This is a genomic window from Microlunatus aurantiacus (genome assembly GCF_039536605.1).
GTDB lineage: Bacteria > Actinomycetota > Actinomycetes > Propionibacteriales > Propionibacteriaceae > Microlunatus > Microlunatus aurantiacus.
This window is the reverse complement of sequence record NZ_BAAAYX010000002.1, coordinates 208,258-231,164: the sequence shown is the minus strand read 5'-3', so window position 1 is coordinate 231,164 and position 22,907 is coordinate 208,258. Positions and strand designations below refer to the sequence as shown.

Here is a 22,907-nt window from a genome sequence, read left to right as displayed (position 1 = left end):
GAGATGAGAAGCGGCCGACGGTGAAGACACCCGTGGCCGCCTCCGTCGGCCGCGCCTGGATGGCTCGAGTCGTGATCATCACCGCCGGCGTGGCTCTGGGACTCGTGCTCGGCACCGGCACGGCCCGAGCCGACTCCCCGCTCGATCTCGGCAAGGCGGCCGACAAGGTCGTCTCGTCGGTCCACAAGACGACCTCGTCGGTGACCAAGAAGCCGACCTCGAAGGTCCGTACGGTCGTGAAGCGGGCGACAAAGCCAGTGCGGACGGTGACCAAGACCGTTCAGCGGGTCACGAAGCCCGTGCACCGTGCCACCAAGCCGGTGCAGCGCGCGATCAAGCCGGTGCAGCGGGCCACCAAGCCGGTGCAGCGGATCAACAAGCGTGTCGAGCACACCAAGCCGGTGCACAAGGTCACCAAGCCGGTCCAGAAGGTCACCAAGCTGGTCCAGAAGGTCACCAAGCCGGCCCAGAAGGTCACCAAGCCGGCCCAGAAGGTCACCAAGGGCGTCCAGAAGGTCACCAAGGGCGTCCGCCACACCGTCCGCCCCCACCGGGCGGCCGAGCCGGAGCCGACCGCCACCGGTCAGTCGCCGACGACGGCCCCCGCGCTGTCCTCCACGGTGAAGACCGGGACAGCCTTGGTGGGCGCCCTGACCGCCGACGTCGCGACGGGGGTCGTCGCCACCGATGGCACGCTGACCGCGACCACGACGCCTCTGGTGACCGGTGTGACGCACCAGCTCCCGAGCTCGCTGCGAGCGGTGACCGACGGCGTCCTCCAGCCCGTGGCCGCGGTGCACGACACCACTCTCGGACTCCTCGACAGCACCCTCGTCGTCACCGTGCCCTCGGTCGTCGACCAGGTCACCACTCCCCTGCTCCCCGTCCTGGACGAGGTCGAGAACTCCCTCCCCGGAGTCCCCGGAGTCCCTGGAGTGCCGGCGGTCCCGATGTCGCCCGTCGTGCCGGTGCCACCCACCACGTCGTTCGAGGCCCCTCCGGCGCTCACCGCTCCCGGACTGACCGGCACAGCGGCAGTCCACGATCGACGCGCCGTCCGCACCTCCGACGAGAGCGCCACCACGACGCAGCTGTCCGACACGATGGCTCCCTGGCTGGGGGGCGCGGATGCCGCTGAGGCCTCGGCTGGTGCAGCGTCCGTCGTCGCTGTCGCGGCGACCGTGGCCACGCTCGCTGATGACCTGCTCGGCGGCTTCGGTGACACCTCCGTCGGTGTCGGTCCCTCCGGATCGGCCACGGCCACCGCCCTCACGCTCCTTCTTCTCGCGCTGGCCTCGTCGGCCGGCGCGTTCGGCGCCGGCGCTCGCTCGCTGCGCGTCCTCGGACCCCTGCCGCAGGGGCCGTTCCGCCGGGCTCATCGGCCCGGCTTCTCTCCCGACTGAGGTTCTCTCTCACCTCGACCGACCACCGCATCGCGGTGCGTCGGACCGGTCGCGGGTCGGCCGGCCACCCACTCCTCGCGCGTGGGGTGGCGCCTCGACCCGATCCAGGAGAGATCCCTCGACGAGAGAGAACACGCACATGAACGCATGGTTGGTGAGAGTGCTGGGCGGAGCCGCCTGCACCCTCGGAGCACTCAGCCTGGGAGCCGGCATGGCCCATGCCGACGCCCAGAAGGGCCCGTTGGACGGGCTGGAGAACACCGTGAAGGTAGTCACCAAGCACCTGTCTCCCGGCACGTCGGCGAAGTCGAAGAAGCACACCCCCCGGGCCGCCGCCAAGGCCGAGATCAAGGTCGACCTCGGCGGCCAGCGCCAGCACCGGTCGACGGCCGCACCGCGCGCCGCCGTGAAGGTGAAGGTCGGTCTGGGGTCCTCGCGCAGCAGCGCGAAGAAGCACGAGTCCGTACGCCCGCGGGTCACCGTCCGGGCCGCGGTGGGACCGAAGGCCGCGCAGCACCGGTCCGGAGGAAACGACCGTCGCCCCTCGGTAGACCGTCCGACCGAGCGGAAGGCTGACCAGCGGGCCGAACGACGCGCCGAGCAGAGTGCCGAGCGACGTGCCGAGCAGAAGGCGGAGCGACGCGCCGAGCGTGAGGCCGCCCGGCGGGCCAGCGAGAAGGCCGAGCGGCGGGCCGCGGCCCGTACGGCCACGATGACGTCCACCGCGACGGCGGAGACAGCCCAGCGGTCGCCGGCGGCGCCGCGCACCGCGTTGCTGGCGTCGGTGAGGGCCGACGTGGAGGCTCGGGTGCTGGACGTCCCGATCGACGTCTGCGTGCGGCTGATCGCCGGCGCCTGCGCCGACCAGTCGCCGACCGTTCCCTCCGGGAGCGCCGGCGGTACCGGAGCCGGCTCGGGTGGTCAGAACGGTTCGGGTTCTGTAGCGCCGTCCAAACCGGCCCTGCCGCTCGTCGTGGACAGCGTCACCGACGCCCATGTCCTCGACATCCCCGTCCTCGCCTGCATCCAGGTCAACACCACTGGTTGCGACAGGGGCTCGGACTCCACCGGGTCCGGGTCCGGGGACGGCGGGACCGGCAACGGCGGGGCCATCGACGGACCGGTCACCTCGGCCCTGCCCGTCACCGTGGACAGCGTCACCGACGCCAGCGTGCTCGACATCCCCGTCCTCGCCTGCCTCCAGCTCAACACCGTTGGTTGCGTCGGTTCGGACACCGACGGGTCCGGCAACGGCGGCGGCGCTGACGGACCGGTCACCCCGGCCCTGCCCGTCACCGTGGACAGCGTCACCGACGCCACCGTGCTCGACATCCCCGTCCTCGCCTGCCTCCAGCTCAACACCACGGGCTGCGGGGACGGTACCGGAGGTTCGACGCAGCCCGGGAACCCGGCACTGCCGGTCATCGGCACTGACGTGACGGCGGTCGTGACTGACGTCGTGGATGCCGTCGTCTGCGTCCGGGTGAACGGGGGCAGCTGCGGCGGGGGGAGCGGCGGTGGAGACCCCACCGATCCGACGGATCCCACCGATCCCACCGGTCCCACCGGTCCGACCGATCCGACGGATCCCACCGACCCGGCCGGTCCGGGCGCGAGCGATCCGGACGACAGCATCACCGATGTCCGACCGATTGTGACGGCGGCGAGCTTCACCACCCCGATGGGCGGCACAGCCCAGCCGACCGTGGCTGATCGGGTGCTCTCGGATCGCCAGCTGGCGATGACCGGAGCCGCCGCCGGTCTGACCGGCGCGCTGCTGGCCGGGCTGCTGGCCCTGCTGATGAGCGGGCTGGTCCTGCGCCTGGCCAACTCGGTGCGCCTGGCCAACTCGGTGCGCCTGGCCAACTCGGTGCGCCTGGCCAACTCGGTGCGCCTGGCCAACTCGGTGAGGCGGCGCAGCTGACCGTCTGAGCGGCAGACCACCTGACGTGGTCCCGGAACGGCTCCGTGCCGGTCCGGGACCGGGTCAGGCCCGGTCGGTACCGGCAGGACCCGGGTACAGGAAAGTGCGGGAACAGAAGGGCGGGGAGCCGGCTGCGTCCGAACCTGCTCGCCGCGGGACCGATCAGTCCGCGAGCGACCCGAAGGGGGCGCCGAGCTCGGCCAGCATCGCCTCTCCCCCGTCAGGTGAGGTGAGCACCCAGATGCCACCCTCGGTGACCGTCATGGTGTGCTCCCAGTGGCAGGCCAGCGACCCGTCGTCGGTGACGACGGTCCAGTCGTCGTCCAGCACCGAGTTGGCCGGATCCCCCACTGTCAGCATCGGCTCGATGGCCAGGGCCAGCCCGGGGACGATCTTGGGGCCCTTGCCGGCGCGACCGAGGTTCGGCACGTCGGGGGGCTGGTGCATGGCCGAACCGATCCCGTGACCGGTGTACTCGCGCACGATCCCGTACGGCGTCGGCCACGACCGGACGAAGCCCTCGACGGCGGCCGAGACGTCGCCGACCGTGCCCCCGAGGCGGGCCGCGGCGATCCCGTGCCACATGGCCAGCCGGGTCGCCTCACTGAGCTCCCGCGCCTGCTCGCTGCCGTTGCCGACCTGCACGGTCACGGCGGAATCGCCGTGCCAGCCGTCCACGATGGCCCCGCAGTCGATGGAGACCGAGTCGCCCTCGGCCAGGACGCGTGGACCCGGGATGCCGTGCACGATCTCGGAGTTCACGGAGATGCAGGTGACGGCCGGGAAGCCGTGGTAGTCCAGGAAGGAGGGCGTGGCCCCGGAGGTGCGGATGACCTCGGCGGCCACCGCGTCCAGGTCGGCGGTGGTGACCCCGGCGCGGACCGAGCCGGCGGTGGCCTGCAGGGCTGCCGCCACCACCAGCCCGGCTCGGCGCATGCCGATCAGCTGGTCCGGCGTCTTGAGCTCGATCCCGCTGCGCCGCCGCAGGAGGTTCAGGAGGGGGCCCCGATCAGCTCCGCGCTTCCGGCGCCACCTCGGGCGTCATCCAGCGCGGCGAAGACCCGGCCCGAGACCTCGGCGATCTCACCCAGTCCGTCCACCTCGACCAGGAGGCCGCGGGCGGAGTACACGTCGAGCAACGGTGCGGTCTGCTCGGCGTAGACCTGCTGCCGGACCCGGATGGTGTCCTCGTTGTCGTCGGCGCGGCCCTCGGTCTCGGCCCGCTTGAGCAGCCGCGCCACGACCGCGTCCTCATCGGCCCGCAACGACAGCACGACGTCCAACGGAGTCCCGCGGTCGGCCAGCGCGGCGTCGAGGGTGTCGACCTGGTCAGGGGTCCGCGGGTAGCCGTCGAGCAGGAAGCCGTTCTCGCAGTCGGCCTCCGCAAGCCGCTCGGCCACGATCTGGTTGGTGATCTCGTCGCTGACGTAGCCGCCGGAGTTCATGATGTCGCGCACCTGCTGGGCGAGCGGGGTGTCGGCGGTCTTCATCGCCCGGAAGATGTCGCCGGTGGAGATGGCGGGGATCCCGTAGTGCTCGGCGATCAGCTTCGCCTGGGTGCCCTTGCCGGCCCCGGGCGGTCCCATGATGAGGAGGCGCATCAGCGGAGAAACCCTTCGTAGTTACGTTGCTGCAGCTGGCTCTCGATCTGCTTGACCGTGTCCAGACCCACACCGACGATGATGAGGATAGAGGTTCCGCCGAACGGGAAGTTCTGGTTGGCGTTGAGGAAGATGAAGGCCACCGACGGTAGCAGCGCGATCAGACCCAGGTAGAGCGAACCGGGGAACGTCAACCGCGACAGCACGTACCCGAGGTAGTCCTCGGTCGGCTTCCCGGCCCGAATACCGGGGATGAACCCGCCGTACTTCTTCATGTTGTCCGCGACTTCCTGCGGGTTGAACGTGATCGCCACGTAGAAGTAGCAGAAGAAGACGATCAGCAGGAAGAACGTGATCATGTAGAGCGGGTGGTCACCGCGGACGAAGTAGGTCTGGATCCAGGTGGCCACCTGCGACTCGGGCCGGAACTGCGCGTACAGGGCCGGGATGTAGAGCAGCGAGCTGGCGAAGATGACCGGGATGACGCCGGCCTGGTTGACCTTGATGGGGATGTACGTCGTCGAGCCGCCGAACACCCGCTGGCCGACCATCCGCTTGGCGTACTGCACCGGGATCCGCCGCTGCGACTGCTCGACGAAGATGACACCGGCCATCACGACCAGACCCAGGGCGATCACCAGCAGGAACACGATCCAGCCGTTGGCGCCCGGGCGGGCCACCCGCAGACCCCACAGGGCGCTCGGGAAGGTGGCGGCGATCTGGGTGAAGATCAGCACCGACATGCCGTTGCCGACGCCGCGCTCGGTGATCAGCTCACCGAGCCACATGATGACGCTCGTGCCGGCGGTCATGGTCAGGATCATCACGATGATCGGGAAGATGCTTGTGTCGTGCACCAGGCCGGGACACCCGACGAACAGCTGGTCGTTGACCGCCAGGGTGACGAAGGCCGTGGAGTTGAGCAGGGCCAGCACCAGGGTCAGGTAGCGCGTGTACTGGGTGATCTTCGTCTGACCGGACTGGCCCTCCTTCTTCAGGGCCTCGAGCCGGGGGATCACCACCGTCAGCAGCTGCAGGATGATGCTCGCGGTGATGTAGGGCATGATGCCCAGCGCGAAGATGGCGAGCTGGAGCAGCGCCCCACCGGAGAACAGGTTGATCAGGGAGTACAGACCCTGCTGGTCACCTGACGCGGCCTGGGTCAGACAGAAGTTGACCTGCTGCACGTTGACGTTCGGGGTGGGGATGATCGACCCCAACCGGAACACGGCCAGGATGGCCAGGGTGAAGAAGATCTTCTTCCGCAGGTCCGGAGACCGGAATGCATTGGCGAACGCGGCGAGCACTCCTGCCCTCCCTTTCCTTCAGCTGGTGACCTGACCTGGGCCGCTCGGCGGCGACTGACCGCCTCGTGCGGCTCACGCGCAAGACCGCCTGACTCTATCAAGGGATGTGACGGAATCCGGCATCCCCCGAGAGGGCGAGAGGGCCGCCCGGTCTCCCGGACGGCCCTCTCGGACGCTCAAACGTGCTGCTTCAGACGATCACAGCTCGGTGGTGGACCCACCGGCGGCGGCGATCTTCTCCTTGGCGCTGGCGGAGAACGCGTTCGCGCTCACCTGCACGGCCACGGTGATCTCACCGTTGCCCAGCACCTTGACGGGCTGGCCGCTGCGGACCGCGCCCTTCTCGACCAGATCGGCGACGCCGACGGCGCCACCCTCGGGGAACAGCGCCGAGATCTTGTCCAGGTTCACGATCTGGAACTCGACCCGGAACGGGTTCTTGAAGCCGCGCAGCTTGGGCACCCGCATGTGCAGGGGCATCTGCCCGCCCTCGAAGTTCTCACCGATGTTGTTACGGGCCTTGGAGCCCTTGGTGCCACGACCAGCGGTCTTGCCCTTGGAGCCCTCACCGCGACCCACCCGGGTCTTGGCGGTCTTGGCGCCCGGAGCCGGACGGAGGTGATGAACCTTCAGCGCCATGTCACTCCACCTCCTCGACGGCGACCAGATGGGACACCGTGGAAATCATGCCCCGGATCTCGGGGCGGTCTTCGTGCGCGGCCACGTCGCCGATCCTCTTCAGACCGAGGGTACGGAGCGTGTCGCGCTGGTTCTGCTTGGTGCCGATGCCGGACTTGACCTGGCTGACCTTCAAGCGCGCCATCAGTGCACCGCCTCCTTGCGAGCCCGCAGCAGGGCGGCCGGGGTGACGTCCTCGACGGACTTGCCACGGCGTCCGGCGACCTGCTCCGGCGTCTCGAGGGACTGCAGCGCCACCACCGTGGCGTGCACCACGTTGATCGCGTTCGCCGAGCCCAACGACTTGGCCAGCACGTCGTGCACACCGGCGCACTCCAGCACCGCGCGCGCCGAACCACCGGCGATGACACCGGTACCCGGCGACGCCGGCCGCAGCATGACCACACCGGCCGCCTTCTCGCCCTGCACCGGATGCGGGATCGTTCCCTGGATCCGCGGCACGACGAAGAAGTTCTTCTTGGCCTCCTCGACACCCTTGGCGATCGCCGCGGGCACCTCCTTGGCCTTGCCGTAGCCGACACCCACGGTGCCGTCGCCGTCGCCCACCACGACCAACGCGGTGAAGCTGAACCGACGACCACCCTTCACGACCTTGGCCACCCGGTTGATGGCGACCACCCGCTCGATGTACTGGCTCTTGTCTCCGCCGCCCTGGCCACGACGATCGCCCTGGCCGCGACGGTCGCCACCTGCACCGCCACCGCGGCGCTGGCTTCCACTCATATCGCTCTACCTATCTCTCGTCAGAATCCGAGGCCGCCTTCGCGAGCGCCGTCTGCCAGCGCCGCGATCCGACCGTGGTACTTGTGACCCGCTCGGTCGAAGACGACCTGCTCGACCCCGGCAGCTTTCGCCCGGTTCGCCAGCTCGACACCGACCTGCTTGGCCTTGGCGCTCTTGTCGCCCTCGGCGGCGCGGAGATCTGCCTCCATGGTCGACGCCGAGGCGAGCGTGCGGCCCGCCACGTCGTCGATCACCTGGGCGAAGATGTGCTTCGCCGACTTGGAGACCACCAACCGCGGCCGCTCCGGCGAACCGGAGACCTTCTTGCGAACCCGGACCTGCCGACGCAGCCGTGAGGCCGTCTTGGTTGCCGTGTGCTTCGACTTGGACAGTGAAACGCCCATCGTCACTTACCAGCCTTTCCGACCTTGCGGCGGACGTGCTCGCCCGCGTACCTCACGCCCTTGCCCTTGTAGGGCTCGGGCTTGCGCAGCTTGCGGATGTTGGCCGCAACCTCGCCGACCTGCTGCTTGTCGATCCCCTGGACCGAGAACCGGGTGGGTGCCTCCACGGCGAAGGTGATGCCCTCGGGGGCGTTCACCTTGACCGGGTGCGAGAAGCCCAGCGCGAACTCGAGCTCGGTCGGGCCCTTGGAGATGACGCGGTAACCGACGCCGACGATCTCCAGCTTCTTCTCGTAGCCGGCGGTGACGCCGGTGACCATGTTGGAGACCAGCGTCCGGGTCAGCCCGTGCAGCGACTTGCTCTCCCGCTCGTCGTCCGGACGGTTCACCTGGAGCTCGCCGCTCTCGGCGCGCTCCACGGTGATCGGCTCGGCGACGCGGTGCGACAGGGTGCCCTTGGGGCCCTTCACCGACACCTGCTGGCCCTCGAGGGTGACCTCGACACCGGACGGAACGGCGATCGGCATCTTGCCAATGCGTGACATGTTCTTTCCTCTCTGGTGTCTAGTGCCTCACCAGACGTAGGCGAGGACTTCCCCGCCCACCTTCTGGCCGTGGGCCTGCTTGTCGGTCATCAGACCGGTCGACGTGGAGATGATCGCGATACCGAGACCACCGAGCACCTTGGGCAGGTTGGTCGACTTCGCGTACACCCGCAGACCGGGCTTGGAGATGCGCCGGATGCCGGCGAGCGAGCGCTCGCGGTTCTGCCCGTACTTGAGCGTGATGGACAGCGTCTTGCCGACCTCACCCTCGGCCGGGTCCTTGACGTCCCAGCCGGCGATGTAGCCCTCGGACGTCAGGATCTCGGCGATCCCCACCTTGATCTTGCTGTGCGGCATCACCGCGGTGTCGTGGTACGCCTGGGAGGCGTTCCGCACCCGCGTCAGCATGTCCGCGATCGGATCGGTCATCGTCATTGCTTGATTACTTCTTTCTCGAGCGGTTTCCCTGGGGTTTCATTCCCACGGACCTGCACCGGTTTGAGTCTTGTAGGGCTTCGAGCTGAGGACGGCACCACGGCGTTCGGGTGACCACCCGGCCTGTCGGCGCCGGTCCTCCCCGCCCTGCGAAGGGACGTGGATGGGACTGGCCGTCGGCCGGAGCCTGCGGAGGCCGACCGGTTGTCCCGAGCAGGGCTGGGAGGACCGGCGACGACCCGCAGACGAGAGGGTCACCAGGACGACTTGGTGATGCCCGGCAGCTCGCCCTTGTGCGCCATGTCGCGGAGGCAGATCCGGCAGAGACCGAACTTGCGGTACACCGCCTTGGGCCGGCCGCACTTCTGGCACCGGGTGTAGGCACGGACGCCGAACTTCGGCTTACGGGCCTGCTTGACCTTGAGGGCTGTCTTCGCCATCTATCTCACTTCTCCCGAATCAGTTCTTGCGCGCGGCCCAGGCGGGGCCCTTGGCCTTCGCCTTGGCCGGCTTCGGGTTGTCGTTGAACGGGAAGCCCAGGTGCTTCAGCAGCGCCCGACCCTCGTCGTCGTTGGTCGCCGTGGTGACCACGGTGATGTCCATGCCCCGGCTGCGGTCGATCTTGTCCTGATCGATCTCGTGGAACATGACCTGCTCGTTCAGCCCGAAGGTGTAGTTGCCCAGACCGTCGAACTGGTGGCTGTTCAGCCCGCGGAAGTCACGGATGCGGGGCAGGGCCAGGGCCAGCAGCCGGTCCAGGAACTCCCACATGCGGTCGCCGCGCAGGGTGACGTGCGCACCGATCGGCATGCCCTCCCGCAGCTTGAACTGCGCGATGGACTTGCGGGACCGGGTGACCTGCGGCTTCTGACCGGTGATCGTCGTCAGGTCCTTGACGGCGCCGTCGATCAGCTTGGAGTCCCGGGCCGCCTCGCCCACGCCCATGTTCACCACGATCTTGGTCAGACCGGGGATCTGCATGACGTTGGCGAAACCGAACTCGGTGTTCAGGGCCGGGGCGATCTCGTCGCGGTAGCGCTGCTTGAGCCGCGGCACCGTACGGGTCTCGGAGGTCGTGGCGGTCATCAGATCTCCTCTCCGGTCGCGCGAGCGATCCGGATGCTGCGTTGGCCCTTGTACTCCGAGCCGTCGGGGCGACGCTTGGTCACCTCGACACGGTTGTAGCCGACCCGGGTCACCACGTCGTCGCCGCTGTCGTTCTTGACGAGCAGCTGGACGTTCGACGCGTGGATGGGGGCCTCCGAGGAGACGATCCCGCCCTTGGTCTGACGTCCCTGCGGCTGGGCCGAGGTGTCCTTGAGGTGGCGCTTGACGATGTTCACACCGGACACGGTCACCCGGTGGGACTCAGGGTGCACGGCGAGGATCTCACCGACGAGGCCCTTGTCCTTGCCGGCGATGACCTTCACCCGGTCACCCTTGACGACGTGCAGCTTGTTCTTGGTCATTCAGATCACCTCCGGGGCGAGCGAGATGATGCGCATGAAGCGCTTCTCGCGCAGCTCGCGGCCGACCGGACCGAAGATGCGGGTCCCGCGGGGCTCGCCGTCGGTCTTCAAGATCACCGCGGCGTTCTCGTCGAACTTGATGTACGAACCGTCGGCACGCCGACGCTCCTTGACGGTACGGACGATGACGGCCTTGACCACATCGCCCTTCTTCACGTTCCCGCCGGGGATCGCGTCCTTGACGGTGGCGACGATGACGTCACCGATGCCGGCGTAGCGGCGACCGGAGCCGCCGAGCACCCGGATGCAAAGGATCTCCTTCGCTCCGGTGTTGTCGGCGACCTTGAGCCGCGACTCCTGCTGGATCATCTGTTATCTCCTGGTTGTCTCACCGGTTCCCGGTTCCCCGGGCCTTGCGGAACTGATTACTTGGCCTTCTCGAGGATCTCGATGAGGCGCCAGCGCTTGGTCGCGGACAGCGGTCGGGTCTCCATGATGCGGACCCGGTCACCGACCCCGGCGCTGTTGCTCTCGTCGTGAGCCTTCATCCGGCTGGTCTGGCGCAGCACCTTGCCGTACAGGCGGTGCTTCACCCGGTCCTCGACGGCCACGACGATGGTCTTGTCCATCTTGTCGCTGACCACGTAGCCCTCGCGGACCTTGCGGCGACCACGGGCCGGGTCGTTGACCTCGACGGTCTCGTTCACGCTCTCACTCATCTCAGGCCTCTACCTTCTCCGCCTCGGTGCCCTCGGCGGCGTCCGGGTCGTCCACGATCCCGAGCGCGCGCTCCTGGATGACCGTGTAGATCCGGGCGATGTCCTTACGTACCTCACGGAGCCGCCCGTGCGACTCCAGCTGGCCGGTGGCCGACTGGAAGCGGAGCGTGAACAGCTCCTCCTTCAGCTCGGTCACCTTGCCGTTGAGCTCGGCCCGGCTGAGGCCGCGCAGCTCAGCTGCGGTGGCGCTCTTCGCCATCAGTAGTCTCCTGCTTCACGCTTGATGAACCGTGCCTTCATCGGCAGCTTGTGGATCGCGAGGCGCATGGCCTCGCGCGCGATCTCCTCGCTCACGCCGGAGAGCTCGAAGAGCACCCGGCCCGGCTTGATGTTCGCGATCCACCACTCCGGAGAACCCTTGCCGGAACCCATCCGGGTCTCGGCCGGCTTCTTGGTGAGCGGGCGGTCGGGGTAGACGTTGATCCACACCTTGCCGCCACGCTTCATGTGCCGGGTCATGGCGATACGGGCCGACTCGATCTGACGGTTCGTCAGGTACGAGGCCTCGATCGCCTGGATCCCGAACTCACCGAAAGCGAGTTTGGTGCCGCCCTTGGCCGCACCGGTCCGCTTCGGGTGGTGCTGCTTGCGGAACTTCACCCTGCGGGGAACCAACATGGCTCAGGCCTCCTGTCCTGCGGTCTCGGCGGTGGCCGTCGGCTCCGCGGCCGGAGCCGCGGTCTCGGCCGCACCCTCGGCGCGACGACGACCGCCGCGCTCGGGCCGGTCACCACGGGTCGGGCGGTCGCCCCGGCCGGGACGACCCGGACGGTTGCGGCCACCGGCGGCGCTGCGAGCGGCCTTCTGGGCCGCACGCTCGGCGCGGGTGCCGGCGACGTCACCCTTGTAGATCCAGACCTTCACACCGATCCGGCCGAAGGTCGTCCGCGCCTCGAAGAAGCCGTAGTCGATGTCCGCGCGCAGCGTGTGCAGCGGCACCCGACCCTCGCGGTAGAACTCCGACCGGCTCATCTCGGCGCCACCCAGACGACCCGAGCACTGGATCCGGATGCCCTGGGCACCGGCGCGCATCGCGCTCTGCTGGGCCTTGCGCATGGCCCGCCGGAACTGCACGCGCGAGGCGAGCTGCTCGGCAACACCCTGGGCGACCAGCTGGGAGTCGATCTCGGGGTTCTTGACCTCGAGGATGTTCAGCTGCACCTGCTTGCCGGTGAGCTTCTCCAGCTCGCCGCGGACGCGCTCGGCCTCGGCGCCGTTGCGGCCGATGACGATGCCCGGACGCGCGGTGTAGATGTCGACCCGGACCCGGTCCCGGGTCCGCTCGATCTCGACGCTGGAGATGCCGGCGCGCTCGAGGTTCTTGGTCAGCATCCGACGGATCTTGACGTCCTCGCCCACGTAGGCGCTGTACAGCTTGTCGGCGTACCAACGGCTGCGGTGGTCGGTGGTGATGCCGAGCCGGAAGCCGTTCGGGTTGATCTTCTGACCCATGCTCAGGCCTCCTTGTTCGAGTTCGGCTCGACCACGACGGTGATGTGGCTGGACCGCTTGAGGATCCGGCTGGCGGAGCCCTTGGCGCGCGGACGGATCCGGCGCATGGTCATGCCCTCGTCGACGTATGCCTGCGACACGTACAGGTCGGTCCGCTTCAGGTTGTCGGTGTGCTCGGCGTTGGCGACGGCACTGGCCAGCACCTTGTACACCGGCTCGCTCGCGGCCTGGGGCGCGAACTGCAAGGTGGACAACGCGTCGTCCACCGGCAGCCCACGGACCAGGTCGACCACGCGGCGGGCCTTGGTCGGTGAGACCCGGACCTGACGCGCGATCGCGTACGAACCGGGACGGTCGCCGAGCAACGCCTGGCGGCGGCTGGGACGTGAGTCCTTGCTCATCTGTTTCTGATTCCTTCTCTGCGGCTGCCCCCGCGTCAGCGGCGGCGGGACTTCCGGTCGTCCTTCTCGTGGCCCCGGAAGGTCCGAGTCGGGGCGAACTCGCCGAGCTTGTGACCGACCATCGAGTCGGTGACGAACACCGGGACGTGCTTGCGACCGTCGTGCACCGCGATGGTGTGGCCGATCATGTCGGGCACGATCATCGAGCGGCGCGACCAGGTCTTGATCACGTTCTTGGTTCCCTTGGCGTTCTGCACGTCCACCTTCTTGGCGAGGTGGTCGTCGACGAAGGGCCCCTTCTTCAGGCTCCGTGGCATCTCTTCTGTGCTCCTGCTCAGCGCTTCTTGCCGGACTTGCGGCGACGGATGATCAGGCGACTGCTCGCCTTGTTCTTGTCACGGGTCCGGCCCTCGGGCTGACCCCACGGCGACACCGGGTGACGACCACCAGAGGTCTTGCCCTCACCACCACCGTGCGGGTGGTCGATCGGGTTCATGGCCACACCACGGACGGTCGGGCGCTTGCCCTTCCAGCGGTTGCGGCCGGCCTTGCCCCAGTTGATGTTGGACTGCTCGGCGTTGCCGACCTCGCCGACGGTGGCGCGACAGCGCACGTCGACCAGCCGCATCTCGCCGGACGGCATCCGCAGCGTGGCGTGCGTGCCCTCGCGGGCCACCAGCTGGATGGAGGCGCCGGCCGAACGGGCGAGCTTCGCACCGCCACCGGGACGCAGCTCCACGGCGTGCACCGTGGTGCCGACCGGGATGTTGCGCAGCGGCAGGTTGTTGCCCGCCTTGATGTCGGCACCTTCACCGGCCTCCACGGCTGCGCCCTGGCGCAGACCCTGCGGCGCGATGATGTAGCGCTTCTCGCCGTCGGCGTAGTGCAGCAGCGCGATCCGAGCCGTGCGGTTCGGGTCGTACTCGATGTGCGCGACCTTGGCCGGCACGCCGTCCTTGTCGTAGCGCTTGAAGTCCACCAGCCGGTAGGCCTGCTTGTGACCGCCGCCGACATGCCGGTTGGTGATCTTGCCGGAGTTGTTCCGGCCACCGGTCTTCGGACTCGGGACGAGCAGCGACTTCTCCGGAGTGGACCGGGTCAGCTCGACGAAGTCGGCAACGCTGCTGCCGCGACGGCCCGGCGTTGTCGGCTTGTACTTACGGATACCCATGAGGTCAGATTCCTTTACTGCGTTCGGATCCCGGTCAGCCGACCGGTCCGGAGAAGATGTCGATGCGCTCACCGTCGGCCACGCTCACGATGGCCCGCTTGGTGTCGGGGCGCTTGCCCCAACCCGCCCGGGTCCGCCGCTTCTTGCCCTGCCGGTTGATGGTGTTCACACCCGTGACCTTGACCTTGAAGATCGACTCGACGGCGATCTTGATCTCGGTCTTGTTCGCGTCCGTGGCGACCAGGAACGTGTACTTGTTCTCGTCCAGCAGCGAGTAGCTCTTCTCACTCACCACGGGGGCGAGCAGGACATCGCGGTGGTCACGGATCTTCAGCGCGTTGCTCATCGCAGTTCCTCCCCATCGGTGGCCTCGGACTCGGTGGCGACGGCCTTGGCGGCCTTGCCCTTCGTCGGGCCCGCGATGTACGCGGTCAGGGCCGACGAGGTGAACACCACGTCGTCGTTGACCAGCACGTCGTAGGCGTTCAGCTGGTCGACGGTGATCACGTGGAGGGCCGCCGCGTTGCGGAGGCTGATCCACGCGAGATCCTCGTCCCGGTGCAGCACGACCAGGGTCTTGGTAAGGATCTTGTCCCCACCGAGCGCCTTGGCCACCAGCGACAGCGCGGTCTTGGTGGACGGCACGTCCCCGATCGTCAGGTCGGCGACCACGTGCACCCGGCCGTCACGCGCCCGGTCCGAGAGCGCCCCGCGCAGGGCGGCGGCGATCATCTTCTTGGGCGTGCGCTGGGCGTAGCCCCGCGGCTGCGGGCCGTGGACGACGCCACCACCGGTGTACTGCGGCGCGCGGATCGAGCCCTGCCGGGCGCGACCGGTGCCCTTCTGCCGGTACGGCTTGGCGCCACCGCCGCGGACCTCGGAACGGGTCTTCACGGAGTGGGTGCCCTGCCGGGCCGCGGCCAGCTGCGCCACCACGACCTGGTGGATCAGCGGGATGTTCGCGGTGACGTCGAAGAGCGCGGCCGGCAGCTCGACCGAGCCGCTGGTGCCGCCTTCGGCGTCGATGACGTCGATCTGGCGCGGAGCGCCGTTCTCGGTGACGGACTCGCTCATGCCACCTCTCCCTTCTTGGCGGCGCTGCGCAGCACGATCAGGCCACCCTTGTTGCCGGGCACAGCGCCCTTGACCAGGATCAGGCCGCGCTCGGCGTCGATGCTGTGCACCACCAGGTTCTGCACGGTGACGCGGTCGTGGCCCATCCGGCCGGCCATCTTCAGGCCCTTGAACACGCGACCGGGGGTCGCGCAGCCACCGATGGAACCCGGCGAGCGGTGCTTGCGGTGCACACCGTGGCTGGCCCGCAGACCGTGGAAGCCGTGGCGCTTCATGACGCCGGCGGTGCCCTTGCCCTTGCTCACGCCGGTGACGTCGACGACCTCGGCCGCCTCGAACACCTCGGCGGTGAGCTCCTGGCCCAGGGCGTACTCACTGGCGTCGTTGGTCCGCAGCTCGACCAGGTGCTTGCGCGGGGTCACGTCCGCCTTGGCGAAGTGCCCGGCATCCGGCTTGGTCACCTGCTTGGCCTTGACCGCACCGAAGCCCAGCTGCACGGCGGAGTAGCCGTTCGCCTCGGGGGTGCGGACCTGGGTCACGACGCACGGACCGGCCTGGATCACCGTCACCGGGATCACGCGGTTGTTGTCGTCCCAGAGCTGGGTCATGCCGAGCTTGGTGCCCAGCAGACCCTTCACCTTCTTGTCGTTGCTCATTGTCTCTTCAAACCTCAGAGCTTGATCTCGATGTCGACGCCGGCGGGCAGATCCAGCCGCATCAGCGAGTCGACGGTCTTCGGGGTGGGGTCGATGATGTCGATCAGACGCTTGTGCGTCCGCATCTCGAAGTGCTCCCGGCTGTCCTTGTACTTGTGCGGAGAGCGGATGACGCAGTAGACGTTCTTCTCCGTCGGCAGCGGTACCGGACCGGCCACGCGGGCTCCCGTGCGGGTCACCGTGTCGACGATCTTGCGCGCCGAGGAGTCGATGACCTCGTGGTCATAGGCCTTGAGCCTGATGCGGATCTTTTGTCCCGCCACAGTTAGTCCTTCTCTCGTAACTACCGGTATGTCCGACCCCCGTGGTCGGGCGTGTCGCGCCGACCGGACGCAGTCAGGTCCGAGTCCTGCTTGCTAGGGGCTGTCGCCTGGAGGCCCTCGACCGGGTGGTCGTTGGCCAGACGATGAAGGTCTCGCGGTTCGGCGACCACCGCGCACATCACGAGAGCGATCTCGTCACCTGCACAGGGCACACCCCGGCGACCTCCGTCGGAGCAACCTGACGATTCTTTCACCAGACGCGCGCCAGGGCAAATCGAGGCCGATCGACTCCCGGAGCGCTGTTGTCCGGCTGCCCACCATAGTCGGTCGGCTCAAGGAACCAACCCCGCGGTCGGTTCCTCCCGTCCGTGACGCAGCTGCCAGACCACGTCGCGACCGAAGGACCAGCAGAGCGTGGCCAGGGACACCGCGAGCAGCACCGGGGCCAGCAGCGGGGCGGTTGCGGCCACGCCGGTCAGCTGCAGCGTGAGGGCCGCCAGCAGCGCGACGCCCTGCGTCACCGCCACCACCTTGCGGGAGTAGTGGAAGGGAAGGGGGATCCGCAGCGCCGTGCGGATCCGCCGCGGGGCGATCCAGCCGGCGGCCACGTACGCGTACCGCAGCCCTCCGATGGCCAGCACCCACCACCCCGCGACGCCGAGCACGACCACAGCCAGGCTGAGAGCCAGGTTCAGCACCGAGTCGGTCTCCATGTCGAAGCGGGCCCCGAACGCCGAGGTCTCTCCCCTGGCCCGGGCCACCCGGCCGTCGACCCCGTCCAGGACCCAGCAGGTGGCCCCGACGACGACCATCAGCCCGAGACCGGCGGGGCTGAGCTGGCCGAGGACGGCCTGCAGGGTCAGGCCGATCGCCCAGCAGGTGCCCACCACGCGGGCCAGCGTCACCAAGTTGGCGGCCCCGAACCGGCGCCGGGTCCAGTAGGCCAGGATCACGGCAGCACCGCCGACGTAACCCAGTCCGGCGCCGAAGGCGGGCAGGGGCATCAACAGCCCGACTCCCCCGGCCGCGACCAGACCGGCTCCCTCGACCACGGCACCCGTGGCCAGGGGTTGCCACGGTCGCGGCCCGGCGAGCTTCACGCCCCGATCCTAGGCAGGCGCCGCGATACCCACCGGTGGCGTCAGCCCAGCCAGCCGTTGTCGGTGGCGATCCGGACGGCCTCGGCGCGGGTGCCGGCCCCGAGCTTGCCCATCGCCGACGACAGGTGGTTGCGGACCGTCCCCTCGGACAGGAACAGGCCGCCGGCGATGGCGCTGGTCGACGCCCCCGACGAGGCGGCGACCAGGACCTCCAGCTCGCGCGAGGTCAAGGGTGAGGCGCCGATCGACAGACTCGCCGCCGCCAGGGTCGGGTCGACCACGCGCAGGCCCTGGTGGACCCGACGGATGCCCTCCACCAGCTGCTCGGCGGGGGCGTCCTTGACCATGTAGCCGACGGCCCCCGCCTCCATCGCCCGCCGCAGGTAGCCGGGCCGGCCGAAGGTGGTCAGGATGATCACCCTGGTGCTCGGCACCTCGGCCATGATCGCTGCACAGGCGTCGATGCCGTCGGCGCCGGCCACGTCGGGCGACGGCATCTGGACGTCGAGCAGGACGACCTCAGGGCGGATCTCCCGGACCCGGCGCACGGTCTCGGCCACGTCGCCGGCCTGACCGACGACCGCGATGTCGGGCTCCAGCTGGAGCAGCGCGGAGAGGGCCTGCCGGATCATCGCCTGGTCGTCGGCGAGCAATACGGTGATGGTGGGGTCGGCACCGGTCACGGGGCGGACACCGCCCGGTCCCGGGGACCGTTCTCCCGGTCGGTCTCCACCGGACGGAGGTCGGCCCGGACCACCGTCCCGCCGGTCCCGCCGGACCCCACGTGCAGAGTGCCGCCGGCCGCCTCCACCCGGCTCTGCAGTCCGGCGAGCCCGGAACCCGGTCGGCCGCCCGCGCCCAGTCCGCGACCGTCGTCGCGGATCTCGACGGCCGCGGGTTCGACCACCACGGTGCAGATCCCGGCCCGGCTGTGCCGGACCACGTTGGTGACCGCCTCGCGGACCACGTAGCCCAGCAGCTCGCTCACCCGATCGCCCAGCGCGGGCAGGGCCGACGGCATCCGCGACTCGATCCCGGCCGCCAGCAGCACCGAGCGGGCACTGGCGATCTCGGTGGCCAACCGCACCTCGTGCATCCCCGACGCCGTGGTGCGCACGTCGGCCAGGGCCTGGCGTGACACCTGCTCGATCTCGGCGATCTGGGCCTTCGCCGCTGTCGGGTCGATGTCGACCAGCCGAGCCGCCAGCCCGGCCTTGATGGAGATGGCGGTCAACGAGTGACCGAGGATGTCGTGCAGGTCCCGGCCGATCCGCTCCCGCTCCGCGGCGACGCTGAGGGTGCTGACCCGCTGCTCGGCTCGGTGCAGGCGGCCCTGGGCCGCGCCGGCCTCCATCCCGGCTCCCGCGGCGAGACCCGTGCCGGCCGCGACCACGCTGATGTAGATGGCCGTCTCCCCACCGCCGAAGGGGATGGTGAGCGCGATCAGCAGCCCCAGCACCACGACGGCGATGCGGGACTGGCGCCACGGCAACAGCATCGCCATCATGATCGACACGTACGCCCCGTACCCGACCAACGACCAGCCCCAGGTCGGGTAGCTGGCGATCAGCACCCCGGTGTAGCCGGCGAGGTAGAGCCAGCGGACCCGCAGCGAGCAGTCGGCCACCCAGGCCGTGGCCAGGTAGCCGACGGCGATCAGGAGCACGAGCGCGATCCGCAGGATCAGCTCGGTCGGGGACGGCTCGTCCTCGGTGACGACGGCGAGCGCGAAGAGCAGGAAGACCAGCCCGAAGGCGTAGATCCAGACCCTGTTCTGCGCCGCCCGGCGGAACGTGAACGGTGCCGCCTCGTCCGGCCCGTGATACCGGGCCGGAGCCGCGGTCGGGTCGTCGCAGGCGCCGTCGTAGCCGGGACGGAAGATCGACCAGATCGACTTCCGCTCCGTCGTCCCCGACTCGCGCACCGGCACCGGACCACTCCTTCCTCGACCGCGGCCCGACCTCACCGCTTGCTGCTGGCCGTGGCGCGTCGGAAACCCAGGGCTCCGAGCACCGTAAGTCCGACGACCCACGCGAGCAACACCAGCACACCGGTCCACGGGAACGACGTGTCCGGCAGCATCGGCCACCGGCCGAGCTCGGCGAGCCAGTACGACGGCAGCGCGTGGGCCAGGGCCTGCGCGGCCGGCGGCATCATCTCCATCGGCAACCACAGCCCGCCGAGCATGGCCAGCACCAGCAGCACCAGGGTGGTCACGCCACCGACTGCCTCCGCCTTGACCCACAGCCCGATGACGATGCCGAGGATGGCCAGCGGGATCAGGGCCGCCCACATCAGACCCAGCGAGGCGAGCCAGACGCCGACCGGCAGGCGTACGCCACCGAGGAGGAACCCGGCGGCGAAGACGAGCACGAGCGAGGGCAGCACCAGCACCATGATCACGGCCGCCTTGGCCAGCAGGAACTCCCGCGGCGCCAGCGTGGTGATGCTGAGCTGCCGGAACCAGCCGGAGCGACGCTCGGTGGCCAGCTGGGCTCCCCCGCTCATGGCAGCGCCCAGGGCTCCGTACGCCGCCATCGAGACCATGATCATCGCCGAGACCAGCCCGGCGTCCGGCCCCGCTCCGGCGGTGAAGGTCTGGCTGAACACGACGTAGAGCACCAGCGGCAACCCGACGGCGAACACCACGAAGGCGAAGTTCTTCATCGTCAGCCAGGTGCTGTGCAGGGCGTAGTGCACCGGCGGGGGCCAGCCGACCGGCCGGCGGGGCGTCTCGGTGGCGAGGGTGGCGTCGGTCGTGATCATGTGAGGTCCTCGGGCTGGTCGTGGGTCAGGGTGAGGAAGGCGTCCTCGAGGCTGGCCGACACGATCTCGATGTCGGTGGCTCCGGGGTGCTCGGCGACCAGCGCCCGCAGCGTGCTGTCGGAGTCGGTGGTCCGCAGCATCACCCGGCCGCCGGTCGACTCAGCGGCGATCACCGCCGGCAGCCGGCGGAGCTCGGTGAGATCGACGCCGTGGGCGGCCATGGTGACGGTGCGGTCGGCGACCCGGCTCTTGATCGTGGAAGGGGTGCCGTCGGCGATCAGCCGACCGCGGGCCAGGACCACGATCCGGTCCGCTTCCGCGTCGGCCTCGTCGAGGTAGTGGGTGGCGAACAGGACCGTGCGGCCCCCGGAGATGAACTCCCGCATCGAGGCCCAGAAGGCCCGGCGGATCTCGACGTCCATGCCGACAGTCGGTTCGTCCAGGATGAGCAGCTGCGGATCGGCCATGATCGCCAGCGCGTACCGCAGCCGCTGGGCCTGACCGCCGGACAGCTTCTCGGTCTTGGTCTTCAGGAACGTGCTGAGGTCGGCGCGTTCGATCACCTCGTCCAGGGTCAGCGGATGGGCGTGCAAGCCGTGCATCAGGGCGAGGACGTCCTTGACGGTCGCCTCGTGCAGCAGAGCACCGCCCTGCAGCATGACGCCGACCAGTCCGTCCCGCACCGCCGTGCGCGGCGGCCGGCCGAACACCTCGGCCCGACCGCGGTCCGGGTCGGTCAGACCGGTGATCATCTCGGTGGTGGTGGACTTGCCGGCGCCGTTGGGCCCGAGGACCGCGACGATCTCCCCGGCGGCGATGGCCAGATCGAGACCGTCGACGGCCCGGACCGACCCGTACGCCTTGTGCAGGCCCTCGAGCAGGATGGCAGGGGAGGTGGTCGGCGGCTGGTCGGTCGGCGGTGCCGTGCTGCGGCCGATCGTGGGTGAAGGAGCCATGCCCTGAAGTCTGGTCCGGCGCTCGCCGCTCGACCTCGGCCGAGCGTCACCTCCTCACCATGACAGTCGTCATGCGTTCTGATGGGCCCGCTCGCGACGGCGGCCCGCAGTCACCGGCTCCGTCGTCACTCTTCACGAAGGCAGAAAGCACACCTCCCTTCATCGCTCCTCCGCACGCCGGGCGCGCCGCCTTCCCGCTCCCGGACCTGGGGCCCGCTCGCGACGGCGACGCGCAGTCACCGCCACCACCCTCACGGGCCTAGGGTGATCACGTGACGATCACCGCGGGCGTGGCGGCGGGCCACCAGGCGACGGCGCAGGCCGGCGGCGACATCCTGGCGGCGGGCGGCTCGGCGGCCGACGCGGCGGCGGCCATGGTGCTCACCAGCTGCGCGGCCGAGACGCTGTTCACCGGGCTGGGCGGCGGCGGGTTCGCCATCCACTACGAGGCAGCCACCGGTCAGGTCCGCTGCCTGGACTTCTTCGTGGCCGTTCCCGGGCTGGGCGGCCGGGCACCCGGTCGGGGTCAGCCGATCGAGGTCGTGTTCGTCGGTCAGGCCATCCCCTACGAGATCGGCCCACCCACCGTCGCGGTGCCCGGGATCCCGGCCGGTGTCCTGCACCTGTGGCGCCGCTGGGGTCGACTGCCCTGGGGCGAGGTGGTGGCCCCGGGCCGCCAGGCCTCGCTCGGTTCGGTCTTTCCCAGCACCCACGCCGACCTGCTGCCCAAGGTGTCCCCCGCCTTCCACGTGTCCGACGGGATCGAGGTCTACAGCCGGCCCGACGGGAGCGTCCTGCAAGGGGGCGACCTGGTCGCCCACCCGGCCCACCCGCACGCCTACGACCTGCTGGCCGCCGAGCCCGAGGCCTTCTACCGCGGCGACTACTCCCGGGCGGTGCTGGAGGTCCTGGGCGACTCCTCGGCCATGGAGGCGCGCGACCTGGAGTCGTACGAGGTGATCGAGAGCCGACCGCGCCGGGTCGGCGTGCACGGGTTCGGCGTGCTGGCCCGCGGCAACGACCTGGACGACGTCCTGGGCACCATGCAGGCCGCGGCCGCCGACATGACGGGCGACCCGACCACCTCGCCGGACGCGGCCCGAGCCCTGGTGCAGGCTCTCCGGGCCCCGGACCGGCGGGCCGAGACCACCAACCTGGTCGCCGCCGACGTCGACGGCAACGTGTGTGCCGTGACCACCAGCCTGGGACTCGGGTCCGGCGTCTGGGTGCCGGGCTTCGGTGTCCACCTGAACTCCATGCTCGGGGAGGGTGAGCTGGTCCGCGACGGCGTCGCTCCCGGGATGCGGATGGGGTCGATGATGTCGCCGATGCTGGCCATCGACCCGGGCGGTCGGCCCGTGGTCGCGGCCGGCGCGGCCGGCGGCAGTCGGATCCGGTCGGCGCTGGTGCAGTGCATGCTGCGGATGCTCGAGCACACCCCACCCCAGGCCGCCATCGACGCGCCGCGCCTCAACGCGGTGCCGGGAGCCGTACGGCTGGAGCCCGGCTTCTCCACCGAGGTGCAACGGGCGCTGGCCGCCGACGGGGACGAGGTGGGTGTGGCCGAGACCCTGGACCCCTACTTCGGCGGGGTGTCCGCCCTCAGCTGGCTCGGCGGCGGTGCCGATCCCCGGCGCTCGGGTCAGGTCGAGCTCCATCTGGCCGCCGACCTGCCGGACGCCCCGCCACCCCGGCAGACGGGCGCCGGCGGCTAGCCTT

At 69.7% G+C, this 22,907-nt stretch carries 32 protein-coding genes; 3 read left to right on the top strand and 29 right to left on the bottom strand.

Annotation, left to right across the window (positions count from 1 at the left end; all coding sequences use genetic code 11):
* Window positions 1–20: 20 nt before the first annotated feature.
* Both ABD714_RS01245 and ABD714_RS01240 read left to right on the top strand, forming a co-directional pair.
* Window positions 21–1,403, top strand: coding sequence for a hypothetical protein (locus ABD714_RS01245; protein WP_344810445.1), 1,383 nt, complete (start codon window positions 21–23; stop codon window positions 1,401–1,403).
* A gap of 139 nt (window positions 1,404–1,542) precedes the next feature.
* Complete coding sequence (locus ABD714_RS01240; protein WP_344810444.1) at window positions 1,543–3,327, top strand: hypothetical protein; 1,785 nt, start codon at window positions 1,543–1,545, stop codon at window positions 3,325–3,327.
* Window positions 3,328–3,489: 162 nt separating this feature from the next.
* Here the strand turns inward: ABD714_RS01240 and map are convergent, their stop codons facing one another.
* The 29 genes from map to ABD714_RS01095 all read right to left on the bottom strand — a co-directional run bounded on the left by map (window position 3,490) and on the right by ABD714_RS01095 (window position 21,188).
* Complete coding sequence (map, locus tag ABD714_RS01235) at window positions 3,490–4,314, bottom strand: type I methionyl aminopeptidase (RefSeq protein WP_344811255.1); 825 nt, start codon at window positions 4,312–4,314, stop codon at window positions 3,490–3,492.
* A 5-nt stretch (window positions 4,315–4,319) separates the two neighbouring features.
* Window positions 4,320–4,928, bottom strand: coding sequence for an adenylate kinase (locus tag ABD714_RS01230; protein WP_344810443.1), 609 nt, complete (start codon window positions 4,926–4,928; stop codon window positions 4,320–4,322).
* Complete coding sequence (secY, locus tag ABD714_RS01225; RefSeq protein ID WP_344810442.1) at window positions 4,928–6,235, bottom strand: preprotein translocase subunit SecY; 1,308 nt, start codon at window positions 6,233–6,235, stop codon at window positions 4,928–4,930. Before secY ends, ABD714_RS01230 begins: the two co-directional genes overlap by 1 nt.
* A 198-nt stretch (window positions 6,236–6,433) precedes the next feature.
* Window positions 6,434–6,874, bottom strand: coding sequence for a 50S ribosomal protein L15 (rplO, locus tag ABD714_RS01220; RefSeq protein ID WP_344810441.1), 441 nt, complete (start codon window positions 6,872–6,874; stop codon window positions 6,434–6,436).
* Between the two features lies 1 nt (window position 6,875).
* Window positions 6,876–7,058, bottom strand: coding sequence for a 50S ribosomal protein L30 (gene rpmD, locus ABD714_RS01215; protein ID WP_344810440.1), 183 nt, complete (start codon window positions 7,056–7,058; stop codon window positions 6,876–6,878).
* Window positions 7,058–7,657 (bottom strand): 30S ribosomal protein S5, encoded by a 600-nt coding sequence (gene rpsE, locus ABD714_RS01210; RefSeq protein ID WP_344810439.1) that lies wholly within the window; start codon window positions 7,655–7,657, stop codon window positions 7,058–7,060. Before rpsE ends, rpmD begins: the two co-directional genes overlap by 1 nt.
* A gap of 20 nt (window positions 7,658–7,677) precedes the next feature.
* Window positions 7,678–8,061, bottom strand: coding sequence for a 50S ribosomal protein L18 (gene rplR, locus ABD714_RS01205; RefSeq protein ID WP_344810438.1), 384 nt, complete (start codon window positions 8,059–8,061; stop codon window positions 7,678–7,680).
* Between the two features lie 2 nt (window positions 8,062–8,063).
* A complete protein-coding gene (gene rplF / locus ABD714_RS01200; protein WP_344810437.1) occupies window positions 8,064–8,606 on the bottom strand; it encodes a 50S ribosomal protein L6 in 543 nt (180 codons plus the stop codon).
* Between the two features lie 27 nt (window positions 8,607–8,633).
* Complete coding sequence (gene rpsH / locus ABD714_RS01195; RefSeq protein ID WP_344810436.1) at window positions 8,634–9,041, bottom strand: 30S ribosomal protein S8; 408 nt, start codon at window positions 9,039–9,041, stop codon at window positions 8,634–8,636.
* A gap of 254 nt (window positions 9,042–9,295) precedes the next feature.
* The gene (locus ABD714_RS01190; protein WP_344810435.1) at window positions 9,296–9,481 is read right to left on the bottom strand and encodes a type Z 30S ribosomal protein S14; all 186 of its coding nucleotides are present in this window, start codon (window positions 9,479–9,481) and stop codon (window positions 9,296–9,298) included.
* Between the two features lie 19 nt (window positions 9,482–9,500).
* Complete coding sequence (rplE, locus tag ABD714_RS01185) at window positions 9,501–10,127, bottom strand: 50S ribosomal protein L5 (RefSeq protein WP_344810434.1); 627 nt, start codon at window positions 10,125–10,127, stop codon at window positions 9,501–9,503.
* Complete coding sequence (gene rplX, locus ABD714_RS01180; protein WP_344810433.1) at window positions 10,127–10,510, bottom strand: 50S ribosomal protein L24; 384 nt, start codon at window positions 10,508–10,510, stop codon at window positions 10,127–10,129. The genes rplE and rplX overlap by 1 nt, the downstream gene beginning before the upstream one ends.
* Window positions 10,511–10,879: a 50S ribosomal protein L14 gene (rplN, locus tag ABD714_RS01175; protein WP_344810432.1), complete on the bottom strand. Its 369-nt coding sequence runs from the start codon at window positions 10,877–10,879 to the stop codon at window positions 10,511–10,513.
* A gap of 56 nt (window positions 10,880–10,935) precedes the next feature.
* A complete protein-coding gene (gene rpsQ, locus ABD714_RS01170) occupies window positions 10,936–11,229 on the bottom strand; it encodes a 30S ribosomal protein S17 (RefSeq protein ID WP_344810431.1) in 294 nt (97 codons plus the stop codon).
* A 1-nt stretch (window position 11,230) separates the two neighbouring features.
* On the bottom strand, window positions 11,231–11,488 hold the full coding sequence (gene rpmC, locus ABD714_RS01165; RefSeq protein WP_344810430.1) for a 50S ribosomal protein L29: 258 nt from the start codon (window positions 11,486–11,488) through the stop codon (window positions 11,231–11,233).
* Window positions 11,488–11,907 carry a 50S ribosomal protein L16 gene (gene rplP, locus ABD714_RS01160; protein WP_344810429.1) on the bottom strand — a complete coding sequence of 140 codons (420 nt, stop codon included), beginning with the start codon at window positions 11,905–11,907 and terminating at the stop codon, window positions 11,488–11,490. Before rplP ends, rpmC begins: the two co-directional genes overlap by 1 nt.
* Before the next feature lie 3 nt (window positions 11,908–11,910).
* Window positions 11,911–12,741, bottom strand: coding sequence for a 30S ribosomal protein S3 (gene rpsC / locus ABD714_RS01155; protein WP_344810428.1), 831 nt, complete (start codon window positions 12,739–12,741; stop codon window positions 11,911–11,913).
* A gap of 2 nt (window positions 12,742–12,743) precedes the next feature.
* Entirely contained in the window at window positions 12,744–13,142 is a 399-nt protein-coding gene (gene rplV, locus ABD714_RS01150; protein ID WP_344810427.1) for a 50S ribosomal protein L22, read from the bottom strand.
* A 35-nt stretch (window positions 13,143–13,177) separates the two neighbouring features.
* Entirely contained in the window at window positions 13,178–13,459 is a 282-nt protein-coding gene (rpsS, locus tag ABD714_RS01145) for a 30S ribosomal protein S19 (RefSeq protein ID WP_344810426.1), read from the bottom strand.
* Between the two features lie 17 nt (window positions 13,460–13,476).
* Window positions 13,477–14,313, bottom strand: a complete 837-nt coding sequence (gene rplB / locus ABD714_RS01140) for a 50S ribosomal protein L2 (protein WP_344810425.1) — start codon at window positions 14,311–14,313, stop codon at window positions 13,477–13,479.
* A gap of 34 nt (window positions 14,314–14,347) precedes the next feature.
* Window positions 14,348–14,659 (bottom strand): 50S ribosomal protein L23, encoded by a 312-nt coding sequence (rplW, locus tag ABD714_RS01135; RefSeq protein ID WP_344810424.1) that lies wholly within the window; start codon window positions 14,657–14,659, stop codon window positions 14,348–14,350.
* Window positions 14,656–15,387, bottom strand: a complete 732-nt coding sequence (gene rplD / locus ABD714_RS01130; protein WP_344810423.1) for a 50S ribosomal protein L4 — start codon at window positions 15,385–15,387, stop codon at window positions 14,656–14,658. The genes rplW and rplD overlap by 4 nt, the downstream gene beginning before the upstream one ends.
* Complete coding sequence (gene rplC / locus ABD714_RS01125; protein WP_344810422.1) at window positions 15,384–16,043, bottom strand: 50S ribosomal protein L3; 660 nt, start codon at window positions 16,041–16,043, stop codon at window positions 15,384–15,386. The genes rplD and rplC overlap by 4 nt, the downstream gene beginning before the upstream one ends.
* A 14-nt stretch (window positions 16,044–16,057) precedes the next feature.
* Entirely contained in the window at window positions 16,058–16,366 is a 309-nt protein-coding gene (gene rpsJ / locus ABD714_RS01120; RefSeq protein ID WP_013861994.1) for a 30S ribosomal protein S10, read from the bottom strand.
* Window positions 16,367–16,698: 332 nt separating this feature from the next.
* Window positions 16,699–17,466, bottom strand: coding sequence for a CDP-alcohol phosphatidyltransferase family protein (locus ABD714_RS01115; protein ID WP_344810421.1), 768 nt, complete (start codon window positions 17,464–17,466; stop codon window positions 16,699–16,701).
* Between the two features lie 41 nt (window positions 17,467–17,507).
* Entirely contained in the window at window positions 17,508–18,149 is a 642-nt protein-coding gene (locus ABD714_RS01110; protein ID WP_344810420.1) for a response regulator, read from the bottom strand.
* Window positions 18,146–19,396 carry a sensor histidine kinase gene (locus ABD714_RS01105; protein WP_344810419.1) on the bottom strand — a complete coding sequence of 417 codons (1,251 nt, stop codon included), beginning with the start codon at window positions 19,394–19,396 and terminating at the stop codon, window positions 18,146–18,148. The genes ABD714_RS01110 and ABD714_RS01105 overlap by 4 nt, the downstream gene beginning before the upstream one ends.
* Before the next feature lie 32 nt (window positions 19,397–19,428).
* A complete protein-coding gene (locus tag ABD714_RS01100; RefSeq protein WP_344810418.1) occupies window positions 19,429–20,232 on the bottom strand; it encodes an ABC transporter permease in 804 nt (267 codons plus the stop codon).
* A complete protein-coding gene (locus tag ABD714_RS01095) occupies window positions 20,229–21,188 on the bottom strand; it encodes an ABC transporter ATP-binding protein (protein ID WP_344810417.1) in 960 nt (319 codons plus the stop codon). Before ABD714_RS01095 ends, ABD714_RS01100 begins: the two co-directional genes overlap by 4 nt.
* Before the next feature lie 272 nt (window positions 21,189–21,460).
* On the opposite strand from ABD714_RS01095, the gene ABD714_RS01090 reads away from it, so the two are divergent.
* Window positions 21,461–22,903: a gamma-glutamyltransferase gene (locus ABD714_RS01090; RefSeq protein ID WP_344810416.1), complete on the top strand. Its 1,443-nt coding sequence runs from the start codon at window positions 21,461–21,463 to the stop codon at window positions 22,901–22,903.
* The last annotated feature ends 4 nt before the right edge of the window (window positions 22,904–22,907 follow it).

What these genes read in the sequence shown, in the direction of transcription:
- rpmD (WP_344810440.1), bottom strand. Translation starts at nt 7,058, where the DNA reads ATGGCGCGCTTGAAGGTCAGCCAGGTCAAGTCCGGCATCGGCACCAAG.
- rpsH (WP_344810436.1), bottom strand. Translation starts at nt 9,041, where the DNA reads ATGACGATGACCGATCCGATCGCGGACATGCTGACGCGGGTGCGGAAC.
- ABD714_RS01230 (WP_344810443.1), bottom strand. Translation starts at nt 4,928, where the DNA reads ATGCGCCTCCTCATCATGGGACCGCCCGGGGCCGGCAAGGGCACCCAG.
- ABD714_RS01100 (WP_344810418.1), bottom strand. Translation starts at nt 20,232, where the DNA reads ATGATCACGACCGACGCCACCCTCGCCACCGAGACGCCCCGCCGGCCG.
- rpsC (WP_344810428.1), bottom strand. Translation starts at nt 12,741, where the DNA reads ATGGGTCAGAAGATCAACCCGAACGGCTTCCGGCTCGGCATCACCACC.
- rplE (WP_344810434.1), bottom strand. Translation starts at nt 10,127, where the DNA reads ATGACCGCCACGACCTCCGAGACCCGTACGGTGCCGCGGCTCAAGCAG.
- rplD (WP_344810423.1), bottom strand. Translation starts at nt 15,387, where the DNA reads ATGAGCGAGTCCGTCACCGAGAACGGCGCTCCGCGCCAGATCGACGTC.
- rplR (WP_344810438.1), bottom strand. Translation starts at nt 8,061, where the DNA reads ATGGGCGTTTCACTGTCCAAGTCGAAGCACACGGCAACCAAGACGGCC.
- rplV (WP_344810427.1), bottom strand. Translation starts at nt 13,142, where the DNA reads ATGAGCAAGGACTCACGTCCCAGCCGCCGCCAGGCGTTGCTCGGCGAC.
- rpsQ (WP_344810431.1), bottom strand. Translation starts at nt 11,229, where the DNA reads ATGAGTGAGAGCGTGAACGAGACCGTCGAGGTCAACGACCCGGCCCGT.
- rpsS (WP_344810426.1), bottom strand. Translation starts at nt 13,459, where the DNA reads ATGCCACGGAGCCTGAAGAAGGGGCCCTTCGTCGACGACCACCTCGCC.
- rplF (WP_344810437.1), bottom strand. Translation starts at nt 8,606, where the DNA reads ATGTCACGCATTGGCAAGATGCCGATCGCCGTTCCGTCCGGTGTCGAG.
- rpmC (WP_344810430.1), bottom strand. Translation starts at nt 11,488, where the DNA reads ATGGCGAAGAGCGCCACCGCAGCTGAGCTGCGCGGCCTCAGCCGGGCC.
- rplO (WP_344810441.1), bottom strand. Translation starts at nt 6,874, where the DNA reads ATGGCGCTGAAGGTTCATCACCTCCGTCCGGCTCCGGGCGCCAAGACC.
- rpsE (WP_344810439.1), bottom strand. Translation starts at nt 7,657, where the DNA reads ATGAGTGGAAGCCAGCGCCGCGGTGGCGGTGCAGGTGGCGACCGTCGC.
- rplW (WP_344810424.1), bottom strand. Translation starts at nt 14,659, where the DNA reads ATGAGCAACGCGCTGAAGATCCGTGACCACCGCGATGTCCTGCTCGCC.
- rplN (WP_344810432.1), bottom strand. Translation starts at nt 10,879, where the DNA reads ATGATCCAGCAGGAGTCGCGGCTCAAGGTCGCCGACAACACCGGAGCG.
- rplC (WP_344810422.1), bottom strand. Translation starts at nt 16,043, where the DNA reads ATGAGCAACGACAAGAAGGTGAAGGGTCTGCTGGGCACCAAGCTCGGC.
- rplP (WP_344810429.1), bottom strand. Translation starts at nt 11,907, where the DNA reads ATGTTGGTTCCCCGCAGGGTGAAGTTCCGCAAGCAGCACCACCCGAAG.
- ABD714_RS01095 (WP_344810417.1), bottom strand. Translation starts at nt 21,188, where the DNA reads ATGGCTCCTTCACCCACGATCGGCCGCAGCACGGCACCGCCGACCGAC.
- rplX (WP_344810433.1), bottom strand. Translation starts at nt 10,510, where the DNA reads ATGACCAAGAACAAGCTGCACGTCGTCAAGGGTGACCGGGTGAAGGTC.
- ABD714_RS01190 (WP_344810435.1), bottom strand. Translation starts at nt 9,481, where the DNA reads ATGGCGAAGACAGCCCTCAAGGTCAAGCAGGCCCGTAAGCCGAAGTTC.
- rplB (WP_344810425.1), bottom strand. Translation starts at nt 14,313, where the DNA reads ATGGGTATCCGTAAGTACAAGCCGACAACGCCGGGCCGTCGCGGCAGC.
- ABD714_RS01240 (WP_344810444.1), top strand. Translation starts at nt 1,543, where the DNA reads ATGAACGCATGGTTGGTGAGAGTGCTGGGCGGAGCCGCCTGCACCCTC.